28 protein-coding genes, 1 tRNA gene and 1 pseudogene are annotated in these 21,563 nt (G+C 43.0%); 16 read left to right on the top strand and 14 right to left on the bottom strand.

All coding sequences use genetic code 11. The features are described 5' to 3' along the window. The first annotated feature begins 15 nt into the window (after positions 1-15). Together FPZ42_RS19135 and FPZ42_RS06040 are read left to right on the top strand one after the other, a co-directional pair. Positions 16-177 carry a hypothetical protein gene (locus FPZ42_RS19135; protein WP_186458695.1) on the top strand — a complete coding sequence of 54 codons (162 nt, stop codon included), beginning with the start codon at positions 16-18 and terminating at the stop codon, positions 175-177. A 4-nt stretch (positions 178-181) separates the two neighbouring features. Next, on the top strand, positions 182-670 hold the full coding sequence (locus FPZ42_RS06040; protein ID WP_146269607.1) for a nucleotidyltransferase: 489 nt from the start codon (positions 182-184) through the stop codon (positions 668-670). A gap of 27 nt (positions 671-697) precedes the next feature. Here the strand turns inward: FPZ42_RS06040 and FPZ42_RS06035 are convergent, their stop codons facing one another. The 3 genes from FPZ42_RS06035 to pbpC are packed head-to-tail and all read right to left on the bottom strand — an operon-like array spanning position 698 to position 4,311. After that, positions 698-1,411, bottom strand: a complete 714-nt coding sequence (locus tag FPZ42_RS06035; RefSeq protein WP_146269606.1) for a 3'-5' exonuclease — start codon at positions 1,409-1,411, stop codon at positions 698-700. A 1-nt stretch (position 1,412) separates the two neighbouring features. Beyond that, a complete protein-coding gene (locus tag FPZ42_RS06030; RefSeq protein ID WP_146269605.1) occupies positions 1,413-1,859 on the bottom strand; it encodes a hypothetical protein in 447 nt (148 codons plus the stop codon). Between the two features lie 58 nt (positions 1,860-1,917). Beyond that, positions 1,918-4,311: a penicillin-binding protein 1C gene (pbpC, locus tag FPZ42_RS06025; protein ID WP_146269604.1), complete on the bottom strand. Its 2,394-nt coding sequence runs from the start codon at positions 4,309-4,311 to the stop codon at positions 1,918-1,920. A 26-nt stretch (positions 4,312-4,337) separates the two neighbouring features. On the opposite strand from pbpC, the gene FPZ42_RS06020 reads away from it, so the two are divergent. The 3 genes from FPZ42_RS06020 to FPZ42_RS06010 are packed head-to-tail and all read left to right on the top strand — an operon-like array spanning position 4,338 to position 6,259. Beyond that, the gene (locus tag FPZ42_RS06020; protein WP_146269603.1) at positions 4,338-5,063 is read left to right on the top strand and encodes a glycosyltransferase family 2 protein; all 726 of its coding nucleotides are present in this window, start codon (positions 4,338-4,340) and stop codon (positions 5,061-5,063) included. Then, positions 5,064-5,762 (top strand): tRNA1(Val) (adenine(37)-N6)-methyltransferase, encoded by a 699-nt coding sequence (locus tag FPZ42_RS06015; protein ID WP_146269602.1) that lies wholly within the window; start codon positions 5,064-5,066, stop codon positions 5,760-5,762. Positions 5,763-5,764: 2 nt separating this feature from the next. Beyond that, positions 5,765-6,259, top strand: a complete 495-nt coding sequence (locus tag FPZ42_RS06010) for a metallophosphoesterase family protein (protein WP_146269601.1) — start codon at positions 5,765-5,767, stop codon at positions 6,257-6,259. 61 nt (positions 6,260-6,320) lie between these two features. Here FPZ42_RS06010 and rnhA read toward each other — a convergent pair whose 3' ends face one another. The 4 genes from rnhA to FPZ42_RS05990 all read right to left on the bottom strand — a co-directional run bounded on the left by rnhA (position 6,321) and on the right by FPZ42_RS05990 (position 8,057). Beyond that, the gene (rnhA, locus tag FPZ42_RS06005; RefSeq protein WP_146269600.1) at positions 6,321-6,785 is read right to left on the bottom strand and encodes a ribonuclease HI; all 465 of its coding nucleotides are present in this window, start codon (positions 6,783-6,785) and stop codon (positions 6,321-6,323) included. Between the two features lie 61 nt (positions 6,786-6,846). Continuing rightward, positions 6,847-7,095 (bottom strand): hypothetical protein, encoded by a 249-nt coding sequence (locus FPZ42_RS06000; RefSeq protein ID WP_146269599.1) that lies wholly within the window; start codon positions 7,093-7,095, stop codon positions 6,847-6,849. A gap of 121 nt (positions 7,096-7,216) precedes the next feature. Next, positions 7,217-7,290: transfer RNA gene (locus FPZ42_RS05995), tRNA-His, on the bottom strand. Positions 7,291-7,385: 95 nt separating this feature from the next. Next, positions 7,386-8,057, bottom strand: a complete 672-nt coding sequence (locus FPZ42_RS05990) for a MarC family protein (RefSeq protein ID WP_146269598.1) — start codon at positions 8,055-8,057, stop codon at positions 7,386-7,388. A 151-nt stretch (positions 8,058-8,208) separates the two neighbouring features. Here FPZ42_RS05990 and FPZ42_RS05985 point away from each other — a divergent pair, with 151 nt between their 5' ends. The 5 genes from FPZ42_RS05985 to FPZ42_RS05965 all read left to right on the top strand — a co-directional run bounded on the left by FPZ42_RS05985 (position 8,209) and on the right by FPZ42_RS05965 (position 11,973). Continuing rightward, positions 8,209-9,180: an ABC transporter substrate-binding protein gene (locus FPZ42_RS05985; protein ID WP_146269597.1), complete on the top strand. Its 972-nt coding sequence runs from the start codon at positions 8,209-8,211 to the stop codon at positions 9,178-9,180. 2 nt (positions 9,181-9,182) lie between these two features. Then, the gene (locus tag FPZ42_RS05980; RefSeq protein ID WP_146269596.1) at positions 9,183-10,052 is read left to right on the top strand and encodes an ABC transporter permease; all 870 of its coding nucleotides are present in this window, start codon (positions 9,183-9,185) and stop codon (positions 10,050-10,052) included. Then, complete coding sequence (locus FPZ42_RS05975; protein ID WP_146269595.1) at positions 10,049-10,798, top strand: ABC transporter ATP-binding protein; 750 nt, start codon at positions 10,049-10,051, stop codon at positions 10,796-10,798. Before FPZ42_RS05980 ends, FPZ42_RS05975 begins: the two co-directional genes overlap by 4 nt. Before the next feature lie 34 nt (positions 10,799-10,832). Next, positions 10,833-11,075: a hypothetical protein gene (locus FPZ42_RS05970; protein ID WP_146269594.1), complete on the top strand. Its 243-nt coding sequence runs from the start codon at positions 10,833-10,835 to the stop codon at positions 11,073-11,075. 379 nt (positions 11,076-11,454) lie between these two features. Next, positions 11,455-11,973 carry a tetratricopeptide repeat protein gene (locus FPZ42_RS05965; RefSeq protein ID WP_146269593.1) on the top strand — a complete coding sequence of 173 codons (519 nt, stop codon included), beginning with the start codon at positions 11,455-11,457 and terminating at the stop codon, positions 11,971-11,973. A 33-nt stretch (positions 11,974-12,006) separates the two neighbouring features. On the opposite strand, the gene FPZ42_RS05960 is transcribed toward FPZ42_RS05965, so the two are convergent. Beyond that, the gene (locus tag FPZ42_RS05960; protein WP_146269592.1) at positions 12,007-13,314 is read right to left on the bottom strand and encodes a PQQ-dependent sugar dehydrogenase; all 1,308 of its coding nucleotides are present in this window, start codon (positions 13,312-13,314) and stop codon (positions 12,007-12,009) included. Positions 13,315-13,592: 278 nt separating this feature from the next. Here FPZ42_RS05960 and FPZ42_RS05955 point away from each other — a divergent pair, with 278 nt between their 5' ends. After that, a complete protein-coding gene (locus tag FPZ42_RS05955; RefSeq protein ID WP_146269591.1) occupies positions 13,593-14,441 on the top strand; it encodes a hypothetical protein in 849 nt (282 codons plus the stop codon). Between the two features lie 80 nt (positions 14,442-14,521). On the opposite strand, the gene FPZ42_RS05950 is transcribed toward FPZ42_RS05955, so the two are convergent. The 6 genes from FPZ42_RS05950 to FPZ42_RS05925 all read right to left on the bottom strand — a co-directional run bounded on the left by FPZ42_RS05950 (position 14,522) and on the right by FPZ42_RS05925 (position 18,028). Continuing rightward, a complete protein-coding gene (locus tag FPZ42_RS05950) occupies positions 14,522-15,472 on the bottom strand; it encodes an aldo/keto reductase (RefSeq protein WP_146269590.1) in 951 nt (316 codons plus the stop codon). A 14-nt stretch (positions 15,473-15,486) separates the two neighbouring features. Then, on the bottom strand, positions 15,487-15,702 hold the full coding sequence (locus FPZ42_RS05945; protein ID WP_146269589.1) for a hypothetical protein: 216 nt from the start codon (positions 15,700-15,702) through the stop codon (positions 15,487-15,489). 160 nt (positions 15,703-15,862) lie between these two features. Continuing rightward, positions 15,863-16,381, bottom strand: coding sequence for a GNAT family N-acetyltransferase (locus tag FPZ42_RS05940; protein ID WP_146269588.1), 519 nt, complete (start codon positions 16,379-16,381; stop codon positions 15,863-15,865). Beyond that, entirely contained in the window at positions 16,381-16,971 is a 591-nt protein-coding gene (locus tag FPZ42_RS05935) for a hypothetical protein (RefSeq protein WP_146269587.1), read from the bottom strand. Before FPZ42_RS05935 ends, FPZ42_RS05940 begins: the two co-directional genes overlap by 1 nt. Beyond that, positions 16,958-17,458, bottom strand: a complete 501-nt coding sequence (locus FPZ42_RS05930; protein ID WP_146269586.1) for an RNA polymerase sigma factor — start codon at positions 17,456-17,458, stop codon at positions 16,958-16,960. The genes FPZ42_RS05935 and FPZ42_RS05930 overlap by 14 nt, the downstream gene beginning before the upstream one ends. A gap of 42 nt (positions 17,459-17,500) precedes the next feature. After that, positions 17,501-18,028 (bottom strand): hypothetical protein, encoded by a 528-nt coding sequence (locus FPZ42_RS05925; protein WP_186458694.1) that lies wholly within the window; start codon positions 18,026-18,028, stop codon positions 17,501-17,503. Positions 18,029-18,075: 47 nt separating this feature from the next. Here FPZ42_RS05925 and FPZ42_RS05920 point away from each other — a divergent pair, with 47 nt between their 5' ends. The 5 genes and pseudogenes from FPZ42_RS05920 (at position 18,076) to rpmA (ending at position 21,319) form a co-directional block, all read left to right on the top strand. Next, positions 18,076-19,473 carry a dicarboxylate/amino acid:cation symporter gene (locus FPZ42_RS05920; protein WP_146269585.1) on the top strand — a complete coding sequence of 466 codons (1,398 nt, stop codon included), beginning with the start codon at positions 18,076-18,078 and terminating at the stop codon, positions 19,471-19,473. Between the two features lie 90 nt (positions 19,474-19,563). Then, positions 19,564-19,863: pseudogene (locus tag FPZ42_RS05915) on the top strand (four helix bundle protein); the annotation flags it as partial. Positions 19,864-20,024: 161 nt separating this feature from the next. Further along, on the top strand, positions 20,025-20,447 hold the full coding sequence (locus FPZ42_RS05910; protein WP_255563173.1) for a hypothetical protein: 423 nt from the start codon (positions 20,025-20,027) through the stop codon (positions 20,445-20,447). Between the two features lie 91 nt (positions 20,448-20,538). Further along, entirely contained in the window at positions 20,539-20,847 is a 309-nt protein-coding gene (gene rplU, locus FPZ42_RS05905) for a 50S ribosomal protein L21 (RefSeq protein ID WP_146269583.1), read from the top strand. Positions 20,848-20,896: 49 nt separating this feature from the next. Then, the gene (gene rpmA, locus FPZ42_RS05900) at positions 20,897-21,319 is read left to right on the top strand and encodes a 50S ribosomal protein L27 (protein ID WP_146269582.1); all 423 of its coding nucleotides are present in this window, start codon (positions 20,897-20,899) and stop codon (positions 21,317-21,319) included. The last annotated feature ends 244 nt before the right edge of the window (positions 21,320-21,563 follow it).

The following is a 21,563-nucleotide window of genomic DNA, read 5'->3' as shown; positions in this document are numbered from 1 at the left end:
TAATTAACAACGGTCATGACTGAAAAAGCAACACTTACTGAAGCTGAAATTTCCCAATTGAAAGAAGGCTTAAAACGGACTTACAAGGACCGTTTTCTTTTTTGTACCATGCTATATAAAACCCAGCTTACCATGCAAAAGGCCAAGATTACTCATAAATCATCTATAGCAAAATAAGCCAATGGATATTTTTGATGAAGAAATATTGGCGTTTTGGGGAGCACTTGAGAATAATCAGGTAAAATATATAATGGTGGGCGGATACGCTTTAAATTTACATGGTTATCAGCGCTTTACAGGAGATATGGATATTTGGCTTAAAGATACACTTGAAAATCGTAAAAGTCTCCGTCAGGCATTTTTAGATTATGGTATGCCCGATTATTCTATGATAGAAACAATGCAATTTATTGCCGGTTGGACATCGTTTCGCTTGAACAATGGTTTAGAATTAGACATCATGACTGAGATGAAAGGTCTGGAAACCTATTCATTTGATGAATGTATGTCAATGGCTTCAATTGCAGAAATCGATGGCGTGCAGGTTCCTTTTCTGCACATCAATCAGCTAATCGAAAATAAAAAGGTAATTGATCGGCCTAAGGACCGAAGCGATGTGCTCGCCTTAGAACAAATACGCAACTTAAGGAATAATGATGGCTCTATATAAGGTAGAGCCCGTTACCGGGAGTATTCCTCACTCCACCACCGTAACACATTCATCCTCGATCAAACTTTCTCCGCGGTAACGGCGTATGAGCTGTGCCGTAGCAACAACATCTTTTTGGCAATAGGTACAAATACGTTCTAAAGCTTCCTCAACCCAGTAAACGTGGCCTACCTGACTGCCATCTATATCATCCTTGGGTGTTGGTATATCAAATATCGCCGTTAGCAAATTCAGCGAAGTATAGCTCTTATAATCACCAAATTTCCAAAGCTCCATAGTGTCCAGGTGCTGTATTTCCCATGGTTTTTTGCCCTGCATTTGTAAGTGCGGTGGAAAAGGTATGCCGTGTATCAACATCCTGCGGCAGATGTATGGAAAATCAAATTCTTTGCCGTTGTGGGCGCATAGGATAACACTCAATGGTTGTCCGCTCAGCATCCTTGAAAACTCTTTCAGCAGTTCTTTCTCGTCGTGTCCCGCAAAGGATTTAATCCTTAACCCCGGCCGCTTGCCACTGCTATTGATGAAAATGCCAACGGAGATACAAACAATCTTACCAAACTCGGCCCAGATACCCGCGCGCTCGTAAAATTCCTCCGCTGTTGCTTCACCACGCATGTTGCGGGTTTTGTGCGCCCAAAGCTCCTTCAGTATTTCCGGCATGTCGTTATATAAAGGGTATTGCGGCACAGTCTCAATATCCAGCACCATAAGGTTGCCAAGGTCGTATTGTTCAAGCATGTTAAACTATTCTCCGGTTAAGTCTTATTTTCAAAGATAGCGAAAACGTATTTTCCTGATATCCCAAATAGGGAAGGTGAGCTATACCTTCTTCTATTTCATCGATGTTGTCATATTCAATACCTGTAATTTTGTATTTCACCCTGCGGTTTTTTATCAGATAGTAACATCTGTAGTCTTCGCTAAATCCGTCTGGGTTACCCTTGCTATCAACTGTTGATTCAACGTATCCCTCAAAATAATCAAATGGATACTTTTTAATTGTTCTAAATGGAAAAGCTTTGAATGTGACTGTTCTTTTCTCAGTATCGATAAAGATTTGTTTAAATTCATTATAGATGAAATAAGGCATCCAGGCCGCACCGATAAAGCAAAATGTGGCGAAAATAAATTGCCTTTCCGTAAAGAAACTCCATCCTAACCATGCAGTAGAAAAAACCAACAACATAGACGGGTATTTAAATATTCGATACCGAAATGTATGTCTGGAAACTATCATGACTGTTTTATTTATTCTTATCCAGTACTTCAAAATTTATGTTGATAGTGTTACCCTCGCCGTCAACAAGGGTAAGCTTATGTTTGCCCGGCTTAGGGTTTAGAGCCATTTGCTGAAATGCGCTGCTTTGCCCTACATATTCGCCATCCAGGTGCCAGAATATTTTACTGCCGGCAACGCGGTGCGCTGCATTGCAGATCATCCTGCCGCGTTTGCCATCTGCCTCAAGCGGTACGTAAACCTTTGCACCATCTTTGGGGTATATTAGTTCCATAGGGTTAGCGTCATTTTGTTCGCACCCCGGCGCAAAAGGTGGCAGCACGTGGTACTGGTAATTTTTTGTTTTGTAATAATACTCCATAGATGGCGGCAGCACAAACCAGGGCAGGTTCACCATCTTATCAGGCGAAACACAGTTGGCCGTTACCTGGTACTTTCGGTCTGCCGACAAGTGCACCATTTTATGCCATGGACAAACCGGTGCTTTTAAGCAAGTTTTGGGTACATATCGCTCAACGGGATCAGTACAATATTGGCCGGCACGGTAACCGCTTTCCCTACATATATTGATCTTCACCAATTCGCCTGATGGCACATCGAACCATTCGCGTGCAGCTGGCAACAAACGAAAGATCTCGAATAAAACTGGTGCGGCAGTGTTAATACCGGTCAATCCCGGACGGCCCTCGCCGTCGGTATTGCCAACCCAAACGCCAACCACGTATTTTGGCGTAACGCCAATTGCCCAGCCATCTCTAAAGCCAAAGCTGGTGCCGGTTTTCCAGGCTACCCGCTGGCTGGAGCTAAATTGCTGCCAAAGCATTTCTTCACCCGGTCGCATTACTTCTTCCATGGCCTGTAGGGTGTAGTAAATAGAACCGGCATCCAACAGGCCATTGTTTTGCAGATCAGGTTCTTTTGCGGCGGCGTAAAAGTATTGCGGGTGATGGTAATCTTTAGCATTGTACTTACCACCATTTTTGTTGTAATGGTTAAGCACGCGTGCCATATCCGCATAAGCGCCGGTTAATTCCCACAATGTGTTTTCCCCCCCGCCCAGGATCAGGGCAAGCCCATAGTGGTCGGCAGGTTGATTCAAGGTAGTGATGCCTGTGCGTTTCAGCATATCATAAAAACGCTCATACTTATACTGCTGCAGCATTTTTACTGCGGGCACATTTAATGATCTCGATAGCGCGTTCGATGCCGGTACGGCTCCATCATATCCAAGGTCAAAATTTTCAGGGTGGTAGCCAGCAATCTGCGTGGGTACATCAGGTATTAAACTATTTGGAAGAATCAAACCATCATGCAGCATACTGGCATAAAGCAAAGGTTTCAACGTACTACCCGGGCTGCGGGGTGCGCCTATTACATCTACATCGCTTTCCGTTTCAGGATCTTCACGGTGCGATACATTACCAACGTAAGCCAGCGTAGCACCCTTTTCCACATCGAGTACTACCGCCGCCAGGTTATTGATATCGTTAGCCTTTAAAACCTGGTGGTGCTTTTCTACCACATCTGCCACTTGTTGCTGCAGATTGCTTTTAATGGATGTTGCTATATGGGTGTCGGTTAAATGAGCCGCTTTTGCATCCGCTTTAAAGCGCTGCAGCAGGTGAGGAGCGAGTTGCGGCAATGGCATGGGCTTATCAGGCACGGGTTCAAAACGGGCCAGGGCAGCGGTGGTGCTGTCAATAGTGCCTTGCTGCTGCAAACGGGCGAGCAGCAGGTTTCGTTTCTTTAATAAGATCTGGCGGTTCTTGCCAGGGTGTACCAGCGATGGTGAGTTGGGCAGCACTGCCAATGCGGCCATCTCTCCCCAGGATAATTTATCTGCGCTTCGCCCGTAGTAGCGCCAGGCAGCAGCATCCAACCCAATAACATTGCTACCAAAAGGGGCATTGCTTGCGTACATGGCCATTATTTCTTTTTTACTGTAACCAATCTCCAGCCGGGTAGCCATTAATATCTCGGCAATTTTGTTCCATAGGGTACGGTTGTGGTGTGTTGCTAAACGGATCACCTGCATGGTAATGGTACTGCCACCGCTGGTTACACGCTTATTGCGCAGGTTTTGCCTAACGGCCCTGCCGAATGCCAAAGGATCAAACCCCCAGTGACTATTAAAGCGCTTATCCTCAAAAGCAATAATACATTTACTGAATTTACCAGGAACGTTAGAATTATAAGGGAAGCGCCATTGGCCGTCTGCAGCAATGGAAGCCCCGAGTAACTGGCCCTTATCATCGTCAATTACATAAGAAGTAGTGCTTTTAAATAAAGGTTTGGGCAGGCAAAATGAAAACCAAATCAACAAAGCCAGTAAAATAGCGGCACTAATAATTACTTTTGGCCGTTTAACGTACTGTTTTAAACTTTTTTTGCTGATCCGCATTATTTAGCTGGCATAGATATCACCGAATGAAAATAGATAAATTATCAATAATTATCCCTGCTTATAACGAGGGCGGAACCATCCACCTCATTTTAAACAAGATAAAAGCAGTTGAATTAATGGATAATATTCAAAAGGAGATCATAATAGTTGACGATTGCTCGCGCGATAACACCGAACAAGCCGTTGCTGCTTATCGCGACGAAAACCCTGACCTGAATATCCGGTACTTTAAACACCCTGTAAATAAGGGCAAAGGTGCCGCGCTTCATACCGGCATTGCCCAGGCAACAGGTGATTATACGATTATACAAGATGCCGACCTGGAGTACGACCCCGAAGAATATAACGACCTGCTTAAACCCATTTGCAAGGGCTTTGCCGATGTGGTTTACGGTTCGCGCTTTATGGGCAGCAATCCACATCGCATACTTTTCTTTTGGCATACCATAGGTAACCGCTGGCTTACGTTTTTGAGCAATATGCTTAGTAATTTAAACCTAACGGATATGGAAACGTGCTATAAATTGTTTGATACCAAGCTTTTACAGTCGCTTAACTTGCGGGAAAAACGTTTTGGTTTTGAGCCTGAGGTAACCATCAAGATGTCGCGCATTCCGCAGATCCGTATTTACGAGGTAGGGATTTCTTACTATGGCCGTACGTATGAAGAAGGCAAAAAAATAGGATGGAAGGATGGCTTCCGCGCTATCTATTGTATACTCAAGTACGGTTTGTTCACCGGTAAATAGATGAGCTTTTTTAAGTTTAAGCAGTTTGATGTTGACCAAACCGGCTGCGCCATGAAGGTGAACACAGACGGCGTGCTATTAGCTGCTTTAGCTAAAGGACATGATGCAAAAACAATACTGGATGTTGGTGCCGGTACGGGTGTAGTGGCTTTAATGCTTGCGCAGCGTTTTCCTCAGATTTACATAGATGCAGTTGAGATCGATGACCATGCCGCCGATACTGCGACAAAAAATTTTACCAATTCAAAATTTGCTGAACGCTTGAGACTTTTTAAGGGCGACTTCGCCAATCTGGAGCGTATGGAATACGACCTGATAATTTCCAATCCACCGTTCTTTATCGATTCCCTTAGATCTGCAAAAGATAATAAGGCACTCGCGCGCCATACGGATAGCTCATTTTTTGAACGATTGGTGAGTTTTGCTGCTGAGAATTTGAGTGCTGAAGGAATATGCCAACTAATACTGCCTGTGGCAACGTCAGAACTAGTTATAGGTATGTTAGCTACAAACTCCTTGTATTTACAAAGCGTTATCAATATCAGATCATTTGCTACCGATGATCCACACCGTGAGGTAATAACATTTGGTAAAGATAACGTAACGAATGAGGTGACCGAGGTGGTTATCTATGAATCACCAAAAGTTTACACAACACAATACTCCTCGCTTTTAAAAGATTTTTTGACGATATTTTGAGCATGACCCGCATAGGCCTTATATCTGATACCCACGGTTACCTTGATGATGCCGTTTTTAAGCATTTTGATAAATGCGACGAGATATGGCATGCAGGGGATTTTGGCACACTGAAACTGGCCGATCAGCTTGCCGCTTTTAAACCTACACGCGGTGTTTACGGTAATATTGATGGTGCTGACATTCGCCGCGTTTATCCCGAGCATTTACGCTTTAAATGCGAAGAAGTAGATGTATGGATGACCCACATCGGCGGCTACCCGGATAGGTATAGTCCTTTGGTAAAGCCGGAGATCTATAACAAACCGCCGCAACTTTTCATTGCAGGACATTCTCATATCCTCAAAGCTATTTACGATAAAAAGATAAGTTGCCTGCACCTTAACCCCGGTGCGGCAGGTAAACACGGCTGGCATAAAGTACGCACGCTGATGCGTTTCAGCATTACAGCTGATAAAATACATGACCTGGAAGTGATTGAATTGGGCGGAAGGTAGTTTAAAGTCGAAAGTGTTAAGTCAAAAGTTTGAAGTGACTTCGGGCTAACTACTTTTGATTTTAAGCTTGCGACGCTGCTTCTGCTTCAAAAACCGAATCGATAAGCAGATCCTTCTGTTTGCCTGCGGCAACGGCAAGCTGGTCGCAGCGCTCGTTCTCCGGGTGGCCGTTATGGCCACGCACCCAAACAAATTTAACCTTGTGTAATTTGGCTATATTCAGATAACGCATCCAAAGGTCCTTGTTTTTTTTGCCGGCAAAACCTTTGGCAACCCAGCCGTTAACCCAACGCTTTTCAATAGCATCGATCACGTATTTAGAGTCGGAGTAAATGGTGACGTTTTGATTAGGCGATTTAAGCGCTTCCAGTGCCGTGATAACAGCCAGCAATTCCATGCGGTTATTGGTTGTCTTGCGGAAACCCGCTGATAGTTCCTTATAATGCTGCCCTGAACGCAAAATAACACCATAACCTCCCGGCCCGGGATTACCACTCGAAGCACCATCAGTAAAGATCTCAATCATGACGGCAAAGGTAAGAATTAGGCGCTTACCCTATAGGTGTTAATTTGGGTGGTTGTTAATTTCAACCACCTTTCTTGCCAGATTTTCCAAGAGGTTTGATTACTGAGTCGCGCTTAACTACTGTTGAATCAGCTGTTTTTGTACCATCTTTAGTTGTAGTATCTTTTCGCTCCTGTACTTTTGCACTGTCTGTAATTTCAGTCTTACTTTTCAGCGTATCCGATGTAGTGTCTGCATTTTCTTTCTTTGTTGCCGAACTACAGGCAGTTAATGCAAGTAAAAACGTTAAAGCAATGTAAGTGTATCTCATATCATGATATAGTTTAAGCAATAAATCTATAAAATATTTTGAGCTATAAGGGATATAAGCTATCCAGTGTATAATTGGTGGTAAAACAAAAAAAGCCTCTCATTTTCATGAGAGGCTTTTGGGTAAATGATGGGGCTCGAACCCACGACCCTCGGTACCACAAACCGATGCTCTAACCAACTGAGCTACATCTACCGTGTTGGGATTGCAAAAATAGAAAATTGCGTGCTATTTGCAATAATTTTTTAAAAATATCGCATCTGTCATTCAGAATGAGCTTGTTGTATTTTTTAAAACTTAAAAATGGCCCGCAGCCCGGAGATGGCTATCTGCAAACCCACGCAAAATATCAGGAAGGCCGAGATGCGGTTCACGATGTTTTCGCCATTGCTGCCAAGATAATTAATAAGCGTTTTAGTGTTAAGATAAAGGATGTAGATCAACACGCACATTACAATGATAGCTATCATCACAGCAAGCAGGCTGATGTAATATTCTTTGCTCCCAAATTTTTCGCCATGGGCGCTAAGGGTAAATAATACAGATATGGTTCCTGCACCGGTTGTCATCGGGAAGGTGATAGGGTAAAATAGTTTTCGGGTAAGCTGCTCGTAAGCAGATATAGGTGTTTTTATCTCAACAGTTTCATCTGAGGTATCTGATACCTGGTCTGACGAAAGGAATTCCCAACCTATTTTACAGATCATGATACCACCGGCAAGTTGCACCACGGGTATAGAAATACCGAACAGTTCCAGTATCCAGTGGCCGGCAAATAGGGCCACGGTGCAAACGCAAAAACCATAAAATGCAATTCGGCGTACTGCCTTACGCTTCTCTGCCCGCGAAAGGTGCTCAAAGTATGGACTTACAATAAACGCCGACCCAACAGGGTTAACTACCGGGAAAAGGGCTATGATACCCATAAAAACCAAATGTATAAACGACTCGAACGATGGCATGTGATAAGCGCATAGTTGCGCGGCTACCAAATATAGAAGAATTATGTGCTATAATAAAAGCCCAAACCAAGCGGGCCATTAAGGGTTATCTGTTATGGATTTGATTGATTAAAATGTTTTTGCTTTGCCGCTGATTATCTACTTTAGTAATATGAAAATTGTACGTTTAGCTACGTTATTTGCCGCTATTATCGCTATTGCTGCCTGCAGCCCACCAAAGAAAGATGGGGTGCCGGTTGTAGGCTTTATTGATGCGTTTGAAGATGCCACCATATCGCAAGCCAAAACCGGTTTTATTGATGCCCTTAAGCAAAACGGTTTCAGCGAGGAGAAAGGTAATATTACCATTAAGTACAATAACGCACAGGGGAGTATCCCAACGCTAACGCAGATAGTGAACCAGTTTGTTTCAGATAAAGTTGATCTGCTGGCTACATCGACCACGTTGGCTACGGTGGCTGCCATCCAAAAAACTAAAACTATCCCTATTTTCCAGATGGTGTCGCCTACGCCCGAGCGTATGAAGGTTGCAGATGCATCAGGCAGGGGGCCTGCAAATTTGTTCGGGACGATGGAAGACCTTAATTACATTGACACTTCTTTTGCACTGATACCGAAATTACTAAAACCTAAAAGCGGACAAGTAACTGTTGGGATGATCTATAATCAGTCTGAACCGCAGTCTGCAGATGCGCTGCAACGTATACAAACGCTGGCTGGTAAAATGAACATCAAAGTGGTTGCCCTGCCGCTAAACTCCTCTGCAGATGCTCAACTGGTTACACAAAGCTTATTAAGCAAAGGCATCGATGCATTTTTTGCCAATCCGGATAATACGGTGTTCGCCGCTTTCGAAACTATACTTAAAAGTTGCAACGATAAGAACATACCTATTTTTACCAGCGAAGCCGGCCTGGTCCAGCGCGGGGCTGTAGCGGCCTTTGGTGCAGATATTTATCAATGGGGCTACCAATCGGGCTTACAGGCAGCTCAATATTTAAAAACGCATAAAACAGATGGCTTAAAGCTGGAGATGGTGAAGGTGCGTAAGCATGTGTACAATCCTGCTGCTGCAAAAAAATACAACGTCATCATACCAGCAGGTTTTGAAGCTGTAAAATAATAATGGATTTCTACATCACCGCGCTTATACAGGGACTTTGCTTCGGGGGAATTGCCCTGGGCATTTACCTGTCCATGAAAATATTTAACATTCCGGACATCACTACAGACGGAAGCTATACCTTGGGCGGAGTAGTGACCGGCTCGCTGATGACTCATCATCAATCGGGGTTTGTTATTGCGCTGGCAGTTATTGTTTCCGGAGCTATTGCCGGGGCATTAACAGGTATCATCCACACCAAATTAAAAATCAACGCCTTGCTTGCCGGTATCCTGGTCATGACGGCGCTTTACTCTGTTAACCTAACCATACTTGGCCGCTCAAACCTGCCTTTGCTGGGTTTGCCTGGCTTGTTTATGTCCATCAATTTTATTGCTGATAATCCTAATCAAAATGCGCTTCTTATATCATTAATATTTGTTGCGGCCATTACATTGGCCATCGGTTATATGCTTAAAACCGACTTTGGTATTGCCATGCGCGCCACCGGTAACAGCGAAGCAATGGTTCGTGCGCTTGGTGTAAATACTGATAGGATGAAGATAATCGGTTTGGCGGTGGCAAACGCTTTAACAGCGCTAAGCGGCTATCTGGTGGCGCAACAGCAGGGTTTTGCGGATATCAGCATGGGGATAGGAATTGTGATCACGGGCCTGGGTTCTGTTATTATTGGCGAAACGGTGATCAATTGGTTGCAGATCACCTCCGTTTGGCTTAGCCTGACATTGGTATTGGCCGGGGCAATAGTTTTTCAACTGGTGCTGGCCTTTACCTTAAGCATCGGTGTTGATGCCAATCTATTAAAATTGGTAACTGCTGCTTTTGTACTGGTGATTGTCGGTTTACCACGTTTAACAGGGAGGGCAGCATGATATCGATAACAGGTTTAAAAAAAACATTTAATGCAGGTAAACCTAACGAAGTTATTGCCTTACAAGCAGTTGACCTTGAAATTAAACAAGGCGAATACTTGGTAGTTATTGGTTCCAACGGTTCAGGAAAATCTACGCTTTTAAATCTTATTGCAGGTAGTATGTTGCCAACAGGGGGTAGTGTTAATATAGAAGGGAACGATGTATCCAAACTGGCAGAATACCAACGCAGTAAATGGATAGCACGGATATTTCAAAATCCATTATCGGGCACGGCAGCCGATCTGAGCATCATAGACAACTTCAGGTTAGCTGCGCTCCGTACAAAGAGTAAAAACCTGATCATCGGTAAAACTGAGCAATTTAAACAACTTGTGAAAGAACGTATCGCTGCGCTTAACATGGGTTTGGAGAATAAACTGGACCAGCCGATAGGCACCCTTTCCGGCGGGCAACGGCAGGCACTTACCTTGTTAATGAGCGTGATGGATGAGTGCAAGATATTATTGCTTGATGAGCCCACGGCGGCTTTAGACCCGCGCTCGGCAAACAATGTTTTAAAGATTGCTGATGACCTGATAAAGCAATACAAACTGACCGCTTTACTGGTTACACATAACTTGCGGGATGCCGCTGTATACGGCAATAGAATCATTCAAATGCACGAAGGGCAGATCTTAAAGGATATTTCTGGTGCAGAAAAAACTCATATACAACAAAACCAACTATTTGAATGGTTTGCATAACAAATGGCAAAGAAATTGTATTGCCATTTGTACTATGAAAAACACAACTTTTGAAAATATATTTGACGCCTACCAGTTGGTAGCCGGTGCCAAAATAAAGGCAAAAAACCAGGACGAGATTTTTGAGCTTGGTGCATACGATGGCAATAAACGTGGTTACACGCTTTATGCATTCGAAAACGGGATCAAATTTGAGGATTTTAGCGTCATCATCTCAGAAAATGAATTGATGAATAACTACCAGATAGAGAAGGTAAAAGTTAGCATAGCTGCGTAAGCAGCTACAGGTGGCGTCGTTAACAAACTTTTTTGCGGAGTGCACTTTACAGGTGCTGTAATGCCTTATCAGCCGCAATAAAAGCTGGCCGGTAATGGCGCCTTTTTTATCACTACTACTTTAACGTTTTATAAACGTTTGACTTTCTTCTCCTTAATTATTAACTTCGCCGCCAGATTAATAATTACTACAATGCTATTTAACAAACTTTCCCAATTACAGAAACAGCCCATGGTGCTGCAAGGGAAAGGTATTGCCTCAATTACGGCACTTTTCTCACAACGATAAGGTTTTAAAAACCCGTTTACCATCACACACAATTTTAATTTTACAGGCGTAACTTATCAGTTGCGTAGTTAATTTTTTTGACAGAATTTTTATGGATATATATTATACCATTGATGAGAAATATGCGCAGGCGGCAGAGGAATATAGGTATGGCGAGTCGGCAAAGGCATTGCAATTGCTCAACGAGATCATTGCCAATAATGCTGAATATGCGCGCGCTCATCATTTATTAGGTAAGGTGAATTTTGAGGACTTGAAGGATTATCAAACCGCAGGATATCATTTTAAAACTTGTATGGCACTTGAGCCGTCATTCCCGGATAATTATACACGTTATCTGGAATTGTTGGTTTTCCTGCAAATGGATAAGCAAGTTAAGGTCGTTGCCGCAGCTGCTTTAAAAGTGCCGGGAGTCGATACCGCTTTGATCTACAAGCAGCTGGGCTTACATGAAGAGAAGCGCCGAAGCTTTGGCGAAGCCCTTAAAGCTTACCACAGTGCTTTTATGGATGCTATTGATAAAGAGGAAATGGAGGAGATAGAGGAGAGCATTAAACGCGTTAAAGCTAAAATGCAATCGGTGCTGAAGTATCAATATCAAAGCGAATAAAAAAACGGGGTCTTTTGAGCCCCGTTTTTCTTTTTACTTTTTGTACGATATTTTATAGATATAGCCTTTAGAATCTTCACTTACATACAGTGAGCCATCCGGGCCTTGTGCCAGGCCACATGGGCGGTGTACCGCCGAACCTTTAGCAGTATTCTCTGCCGAACCGGAAAAACCATCAGCAAATACTTTTCCCTCGCCATTTGGCTTACCATCCTTAAACGGTTGGAAAACTACATAGTAACCGGCTTGTGGCTCGGGTGCACGGTTCCATGATCCGTGGAAGGCGATAAAAGCACCATCTTTATACTCAGCCGGGAATAGGCTTGCAGTATAAAATAACAATGCATTAGGCGCAAGGTGGCCAGGGTAGGCTGCAACCGGATCGATAAATTTAGCGTCTCCTTCTTTTTTGCCATCGCCGCCGTATTCTGGTGCAACTATTTTTTTGTTTTGTTGCTGATCATAGTAAATATAAGGCCAGCCTGCATTATCACCTTTTTTCAAAGCATACATACACTCCGCCGGTAATTCTGCCTGTTGTTGTACAGTGTACAGATCAGGAAACAGGTCATGTAAACCATCACGACCGTGTTGCATTACAAAAAGCTGGTTATCTTGTTTGTTCCAGTCTAAACCAACCACGTTGCGTAATCCCGTTGCGTAACGTTGCCCATCTTTATAGGTTTGGTTAGGCTTATCAGCCTTAAATTGCCATATACCACCTGCAGAATCAAGTATAGGGCAATCTTTTTTACCTAATGATCCCTTCTCGCGATCTTTGATCTGGCACGAGTTAGAATAAGCGCCGATGTTTGTATATAAATTACCTGCGTCATCCAAAACGATTGATTTAGACTCATGCTGGTGGCGGTCAATAAGGCCGGTCACAATCTTCTCCACTTTAGCAGTGTCGGCAACCTCGTCGGCATCGTTTAGTTTATAACGGAATATCTCTGTATTTGATGAAGCATATAGATAGCCGTTTTTGATAGTGATACCTGTACCTCCGTATCCACCAAATGCTGCCTTAACTTCGGCTTTACCATCTTTCTCAATCAGCATCAAAATTCCTTTGCCATCCTTATTTGGTTTACCCAATTTAACATAGATAACACCTTTGGGCGATACTGCAATATGCCGTGCACCTCCAAGGTCTTTAGCAATAATTGTTGCGGTAAACCCCTCAGGTACCGCAATACCGGCTTCGGTTTTGGTAGTGTCTCCGCCTGCGGTCAGTGTGTCGGTAGCAGCGGTTTTTTTGCTATCGCTGTTACAGGCGTTAAAAAAAAGCGCGCCGGCAACCGCCAAAGCAGGTAAAGTTAGTTTCAGTGTCTTTTTCATTTCGTGAGAGTTTTAAGCAGATAGGGGAGTTTATCCTCGTTTTCTCAAATTAACTTATAATACAGTTGATTACGAAATCTGTTTCAACTTAAACAGTAAGGTTACAGAATTTTTAAAGTCCAGATCTGCTATATCAATGTATTTTACGAATTAAATATTGTATTTATATACTGAAGTAAAATATAAGTTTAATCAGTTAGGTGTGGGTAAAATATATCATGTAAGGCATTAAACTTTCATTATCGGTGGCCGTCCTATCAATACAAACATTAAATAAAATGAAAAGGTCAGTCTTACTTTCAGCAATAATATTTGGCAGTTTGTTTTATAACAGCGCCAAAGCACAGGTATCTATCCATTTCGGGTTCAATATTCCTGCGAGGCCGGTGTACGCACCTGCACCACCGCCTCAACCCGTTGACGTTTATGACGACGACGATTTTGACGACAGCGACGACTACTATTATCTTCCGGAGGTTGAAGCTTATTACAGTGTGCCGCGCCATTGCTATTACTACATGAACAGCGGTCAATGGGTGTCTGCAGCTTACCTGCCCGGTGCTTACCGCAATTACGACTGGCGTTCTTTCCGCCACTACGAAATAAGGGCAAGCCGTCCGTATTTTAACCACGATGTTTACCGCAATCGTTGGGGTGGAGATTTTAACCGTGGCCGCGACTGGAGCAGAAGAGGCAACGTTTATGCAGGTGGATCATACGGTGGCAATAACCGTTGGAACGGTGGTTACAACCGCCCTGATAACAATGGAGGATGGAACAAAGGTAACCGGGACCGGGATAACAACTGGGGCGGTGGCAGGCCTGATAACGGCAATTGGAACCGCCCGGACCGTAACAACAACGGCGGCTGGGGCAGAGGCCAGCAACCCAACAACGATAACCGCGGTAATAATGGCGGTTGGGGCCAACCACGCAATAACGGCGGCGGTTGGGGTGGTGGCCAGCAACAACCACAGCAGCAACAAGATCGCGGTAACGGCGGAGGCTGGGGCGGCAGAGGACGGAATAATGATGGTGGCAACAGAGGCGACCGTGGCGGACGTGGCTTTGCCGGACAATTTGCACAAACTAATGGTGGTATAAACGCGAGACAACCACGCTTTTAAACTTACCTCCTCTATATATAACAATTAAGCCTTCGGCGGGTAATCCACCGAAGGCTTTATTTCTTGGCTATCTGCAGTTATTAATAGCTGCTGGCTTTCGTTAGCTGCTCAATAGTTTCGCGGCTTAGCTCCAGTTGTGCTGCGTTGGCCAGATCATCTAATTGTTTAACACTTGTAGCGCTGGCAATAGGAGCGGTAATACCCTGCCTTGCTATAAGCCAGGCTATAGCTACGCTTGCAGGCGTTGTATTGTACTCTTGGGCAACTTCATCAAGCGCACGCAAAATAGTAAACCCCCGGCTGTTCAAATATTTTTTGATACCACCGCCACGTTTGCTTTTATTAAGGTCGTTCTCTGAACGGTATTTACCTGTAAGGAAACCGCTTGCCAGCGAGTAGTAGGTAATAACGCCTAAACCAGCTTCATGACAAAGTGCTTCGTATTGGCGCTCGTAATCTTCCCGGTCGTAAAAATTGTATTCGGGTTGCAGGGTTTCGTAGCGGGCGAAGCCGTTATCCTGACTTACCTGCAGCGCTTGGCGCAGACGCTGGTGACCGTAATTGCTTGCACCTATGGCCCTTACCTTGCCCTGTTTTATCAGATCGGTAAATGCCTCAAGCGTTTCTTCCAAAGGCGTTTCCTGATCATCGTCATGCGCCTGGTAAAGATCGACATAATCAGTTTGCAACCTGCGTAACGAGTCTTCAACGGCCTGTGTGATATATGCTTTTGACAGCCCTTTTTTATCATCACCCATCGGCTTGCCAACTTTGGTTGCCAGGATGATCTTATCACGCTTACCACCTTGTTTAAACCAGTTACCTATAATGGTCTCCGACTGACCGCCAACACCATCATGAGCCCAGCGCGAATACACATCGGCCGTATCGACAAAATTGAAGCCTTTGTCAACAAAGGCGTCCAGCAGTTCAAAAGATGTTTTTTCATCTGCCGTCCAACCAAAAACATTGCCCCCAAAACATAGTGGAAGCACCTCAATGCCTGATTTTCCTAATTCACGTTTTTCCATTATATCACGTCGCTTTATTTGGTTTGTATCTGTTCGGCAAGTTCATCTATCCAGCCGGATAAATATGGTTCTGAACCTGCAATGCGCTCCCAATTGCCTTCGGCATCCTTGGCAATGCTTAGTTCAATACTATCATCAATAGCTTTAAAGGTATATACACCGGCGTTAGCGGTAACTACGCCGTTGACATCTGTATCTGTACCGGTGAGTACTGCATCAAATTGTTCCATGTTAGTTCTTTGTTTTAAAATCTAACAAGTTGGCTTGGATACGGTTTGAAATAAGTTGGATAGAAGTTTTTCAATAGGTAGTCAAAGATCTCACGAAATAAATTTGACATATTGGCGAATGAGGATACACGCGGCAGGCGTGCGCCAGCTATGAATTTGATCAAATTAAATCTTTCTTCATTAAAAGGTCTAACTGGTTATCGGCACCCAATTTGAAGGGATGGCTGCCGAACACAACAAAACCTTTGCTTTGATAGAATGCAAGCGCCTTTTCATTATGCTCCCAAACGCCCAACCAGATAAATTTTTTTCCGGTTTCCATGGCTTTATTAATGGCATAATCCATCAAATATTTACCAACTTTTTGCCCCTGGAATTTTTCTAACACATAGATGCGCTCCAGTTCCAATGCATCATTACCTTGTTGTTCTGTTTGGGCATTATTAAAGTTTAGCTTGAGGTAACCTGCAACTTCGTTATCTGCCAAGGCAAAGTAAATTTCAGATTCAGGGTTGGAAAGCTCAGCGATTGTATTTGCTATAGTGAATGCTTCTTTTGCATAGGCCTGCATGTGGGCAGGATCGTTCTTTGAGGCAAAAGCATCAAAAAAAGTTTGCTGCCTTATGTTAAGCAATAGATCAGCTTCGTTTAAATCAACACGCCTCAGTGTAATCTTCATTAATCAAATTGTTGCTGCAGACGCTCTAACCGATCTATCATCAGGTTAAGCTTTTCTTCCTCGCTGCGCATCATGCGTGGCTTGATATAGAATGTGGTGAATAGGAACCAAATGGCAGTTAGTCCGTAAGTGGCAACTTTAAAACCTACCGAGGCATTTTCCAACACCTCAACAAAATATAAAGCCAACCCGGCACTAAGCAACAATATGTACAGATAATAAAACCAGCCCACCGTACGTGAACGGTCTTTTTGGTACTGCTTCAGGCTATCCAAATAGTCTGAGGGATTTTGAGTAAGATCATGCTTGTTAAGCATATGGTAATGGCGTATCATAAAATACAGATAGATAGCCATTGCAAATAAAATTATAAGGATACCGAACGTAGTGGCCGGCGATTTAAACGCCATAAAAAACATCAGGATAAATGCTGCCGCAACGGTGCCTATCATCGCCACAATACCCCAATACAGGCGTGTAGTGAACGCACGGATGCCCTTCTTAACCTGTTTGACTACGTCGTCAACAGATAAGTGCTCTTTAGGCGGCTGTGCCTGCCAAACCGACATTAAGTGATCAAAGTCCTTCATGATGATTGTATAACTCTGTCAGTTTTTGTTTAATACGGTGGATCTTTACTCTCAAATTTCCTTCTGATATGCCCGAAACCTCTGCGATCTCGGGATACGGCACTTCATCAAGTACCAATGTTATAATAATTCTTTCCGATTCCTCAAGTTTTGATATACACTTGTATAGCAAAGCAACCTGCTCATTTTTTTCAGAAAATTCCTCGCGTTTGGTTTCGGCTATCTGCGGGGTAAGCTCGTCCTTAGCCTGCCGTTTTTCTGATCGCAAATAAGTTAAACAAGTATTTACTGCAATACGATAAATCCAGGTTGAGATTAGTGCCTGATTACGAAATTTGTGTAGATTTTGCCAAACTTTCAGGAAGGTTTCCTGCAAAAGGTCGTTAGCCGCATCGTCGTCACCTGTGTAACCATAGCACAAATGGAAGATCTTTTTTGAATTGGCCTCATATATTCGCCTGAAAGCTTCTTCGTTGTTATCCGCCACTTGTTAATAATTTATAGGTTTGACAAAGTAAAGCACTAAAAGTTACAACTCGTAACTTTTTTTACTGAACCAGGCGTATTTGCCGTCGGCATCGGCAATCATCTGCTCATAGTCGTTAATGTAATCATACTGCAGATCCTCGTGCAGTTTACTCAACACTCCTTTAATTTTATCTATCTGGCGCGTTAGGATGAGCCTGATGGGTTTATGGGAAGTTTGCTTAACAACATACTGCATATAATTTTGGCAAAAGTTTATAAGCAATTCAACTTCGGCGGTTTTGTTGCCTATAAATTTGATGTATTTGGTAAGCATCTTTAAGATCTTGCGCAGGCCTTTAGCTGCAAAATATGGTTGTACAGGCAGCTGACTAAACATAAAACCGGCCTCGGCCTTTACCGACTCTATGAAATCCTGCTCGTTATGCGATTCAAACAACAGATAAGCCAGCAGCTCTTTGTTTTCTTTTTTGTAGCGGATAAGGCGAAGGCATAACTCGGCCAACTGCTCGGCAGGTAGGTGCTGTAATTCCTTCTTTATTTGCTGTAATCCGTAGGTAGTAATACTCATCCGTTAACCTTAGCTTTATTTTCCTATTTTTGCGCCATACTTAAAAAATGCAGAAGAGCAAACTTACCCTTTACATTTTTATTGCTTTGGTGCTTGGCGTAATTGCCGGCTATACTTACAACGCCACGGTTATTAACAACATTAATACCACTATAAGCGCCGCCGAAGTAAAGATAAAAACATTAGACGAGCAAATTGCCGTTAGTGCTGATACCACGGCAATAAGCTTCAAAACGCTGAAGAAAGAACGCGCTGCCCAGGCTACCGTTCGCAAGGATGCCGACAAAGCCCGTGAGGATAAACTGGAGATTTTTACCATCTTGAGTGATGTTTTTCTTCGCCTGATAAAAATGATCGTTGCGCCTTTGGTATTTACAACGCTGGTTGTAGGCGTTGCTAAGGTAGGCGATATTAAAGCTGTTGGCAGGATAGGCGGTAAGACCTTGCTTTGGTTCTTAAGCGCTACGCTGGTATCACTACTGTTAGGTATGATGCTGGTAAACTTCTTCCGCCCCGGCGAGGCTATGCATTTACCATTGCCTGATAGCCATTTATCAACTGGTATTCAAAAAACGGCCCTTTCGCTGCGCGATTTCATTAGCCACGTGTTCCCAAGAAGTTTTGTGGAATCAATGGCGAATAATGAGATTCTGCAGATAGTGGTCTTTGCGCTATTCTTTGGCGTGGCAACCGCTGCCATTGGTGAAAAAGGTGATGTTGTAGTTAAAGCGTTGGATGCCATTGCGCATGTGATATTGAAAATAACCGGCTATGTAATGCAACTGGCACCGCTTGCGGTATTTGGTGCTATTACAGCGATCATCGCTAAACAGGGGTTAGGTATTTTATCTACTTACGCCATATTTATAGGCGAGTTTTATTTCTCGTTGCTATTATTATGGCTGGTGATCGTGTTAGCCGGATTCTTTGTATTGAAGGGTAGGGTATTTAACCTGGTAAGCAGGATAAAGGATGCTATACTTATCGCCTTTAGTACATCAACCAGCGAGGCCGCTTATCCTAAAGTGTTGTTAGAGCTTGAGCGCTTTGGCTGTAAAGACAAAATTGTAAGCTTTGTATTGCCCCTTGGTTACTCGTTTAACCTTGATGGCTCTATGATGTACATGACCTTCGCTTCATTGTTCTTAGCACAATCATACAATATCCATCTTTCGTTTCAGCATCAGCTATCTATGCTATTAGTACTTATGCTCACCAGTAAAGGAATTGCAGGTGTGCCGCGAGCATCATTAGTAGTGATCGCAGGTACCGTTTCCATGTTCAACATCCCTGAGGCGGGTTTGGCGTTATTGATAGGTATTGATCCGCTGCTCGACATGGGACGCTCCGCTACTAACGTATTGGGTAATGCGATGGCCACGGCAGTAGTAAGCAAATGGGAAGGAGAGCTATCTAATGAGGGACTTAGTGAAGGAGAAAAATAATTATTGAATTATTGATTTATCGAATTGATGAGTAACGAAAGAATAGAGTTTGCAGAAGCTTTTAAAAAGCGGACATAGAAATTCGTAGTTGATAATATCAAATTTTTCAGAACGCTGCCAAAAACTGAAGAGGCCAAAATAATAGGAAGACAACTATTGCGCTCATCATCATCTGTAGGATCTAATTATCGTGCAGTTTGCAGGGCTCGTTCTCAGGCCGAATTTCATGCTAAATTATCTATAGTAGTCGAAGAGGCAGATGAATCTGTATTTTGGATGGAAGTATTAATTGAAGCAGAAGTTGTTGCTAAAGATGCGATCTCTACATTGATGACGGAAGCTAATGAAATACTCAAAGTTGTGTCTGCATCTCGTAAAACTGTCCAATAATCAAAAAAGAAGTAATCAATAATTCGTTATTTCGCAAATTCAATAATTCTATAACTCAATAATTCGATAATTAAATAAAGATGTCTAATCGTGCAAAAAAAATATTTCTTCTTCTAAGTGTTGTTGTGCCGTTTATGCTGTATTGTGTTTACTATTACGGTATGATGGTTAAGAACGCACCCTATAAATTTGCCGAATTTGAAAGCTTGAAACTGGAATATGGTTTTAATGACAGTTTGCTAAACAAGTACAATTCTGCAACCGGCGATTACCAGTTTGTGAACCGTAAAGATTCTGTGGTGAAAATGCACATGAACCTGAGCAAAGATGATCTGCTTTATCTGCACCGCAAAGCTGCTGAGCTTGGTTTCTGGGATTTCCCCGCAAACGAAATCAAGAAAGACCCCAAAGAACGCTCAATGCGTTACATTATAGAGTATAAGTACAAGCGCAAAACCAAACGTGTAGTTTATGATGAGGCCTATGATGGTAATGAGAAGCTGAAAGATGCCAACGAGCGCCTGATAAAGGAAATACAAAAGAAACTTGATGAGAATGAAGCAAGGCTCAGAAATATCAAATAAAGCCCTGGAAGTAAAAATAAATTAAGGTTTCTTATTTACATATTAATGCATATATTTGCACCTCAAAATTTAAAACAATAATTAATCAACAATGTACGCAATAGTAAGTATAGCCGGGCAACAGTTTAAAGTTGCGAAAGACCAGCAGATCTTTGTACACCGTTTACAAGGAGACGAAGGCGCTAATATTGAATTTGACAACGTGTTGTTAGCAGAGAACGAAGGTAAATTTAAATTAGGTTCTGATTTAAAAGGCGCTAAGGTATCAGCTAAGATCGTGTCTCATTTAAAAGGTGATAAAGTAATCGTTTTCAAAAAGAAAAGAAGAAAAGGTTACAAAAAGAAAAACGGTCACCGTCAGCAATTCACCAAGATCGAGATCACTGGTATCACTTTATAATTAGATTTTAAACTTGCGGGAATTTAATTCCTGTTAAAAATATTAAGAAATGGCACACAAAAAAGGGGCCGGTAGTTCACGAAACGGCCGCGAATCGCATAGCAAACGTTTAGGTATCAAAATTTTTGGTGGTCAGCCGGCTATTGCAGGTAACATCATTGTTCGCCAGCGTGGTACACAACACAACCCGGGCCTTAATGTAGGTATCGGTAAAGACCATACTTTATTCGCTCTTATCGACGGTAAAGTTGTTTTCAAAAAGAAAGCTGATAACCGTTCATACGTATCAGTACTTCCTTTAGAAGATGCACCAGTTGCTGAAGTTGCTGCTCCTAAAGCGGCTGCAAAAAAAGAGGCAAAAGCTGTCGAAGCTCCGGTAGCTGAAGAGGCTCCAAAAGCTAAGAAAGCTGCTGCTCCAAAAGCAAAGAAAGAAGAAGCTGCTGATACTGCTGAAGAAGCTGCTGCAGAGTAATCTTCAATTACAGATATAGAAAAGCCCCGGTCAAAAATGATCGGGGCTTTTTTGTTGTTATTTAAGGCGTGATGATGAATTATTTGTCATGGTGAGCACGTCGAACCACTCATGGCGTGGCAAGGTCTTCGACAAGCTCCTTTAGATTTGCATAATTATTTTAGTAGGATAAAAGATCGCGAGGAGGCAGGGTGAACTATGACTTAGGCTCTGAGCTAATGGCTCATAATCTGAAGAAGACCCT

The sequence above is a fragment of the Mucilaginibacter achroorhodeus genome, assembly GCF_007846095.1.
Lineage (GTDB): Bacteria > Bacteroidota > Bacteroidia > Sphingobacteriales > Sphingobacteriaceae > Mucilaginibacter > Mucilaginibacter achroorhodeus.
Note: the sequence above shows the minus strand (reverse complement) of the source record. Positions and strands in the feature narration are given on the sequence as shown.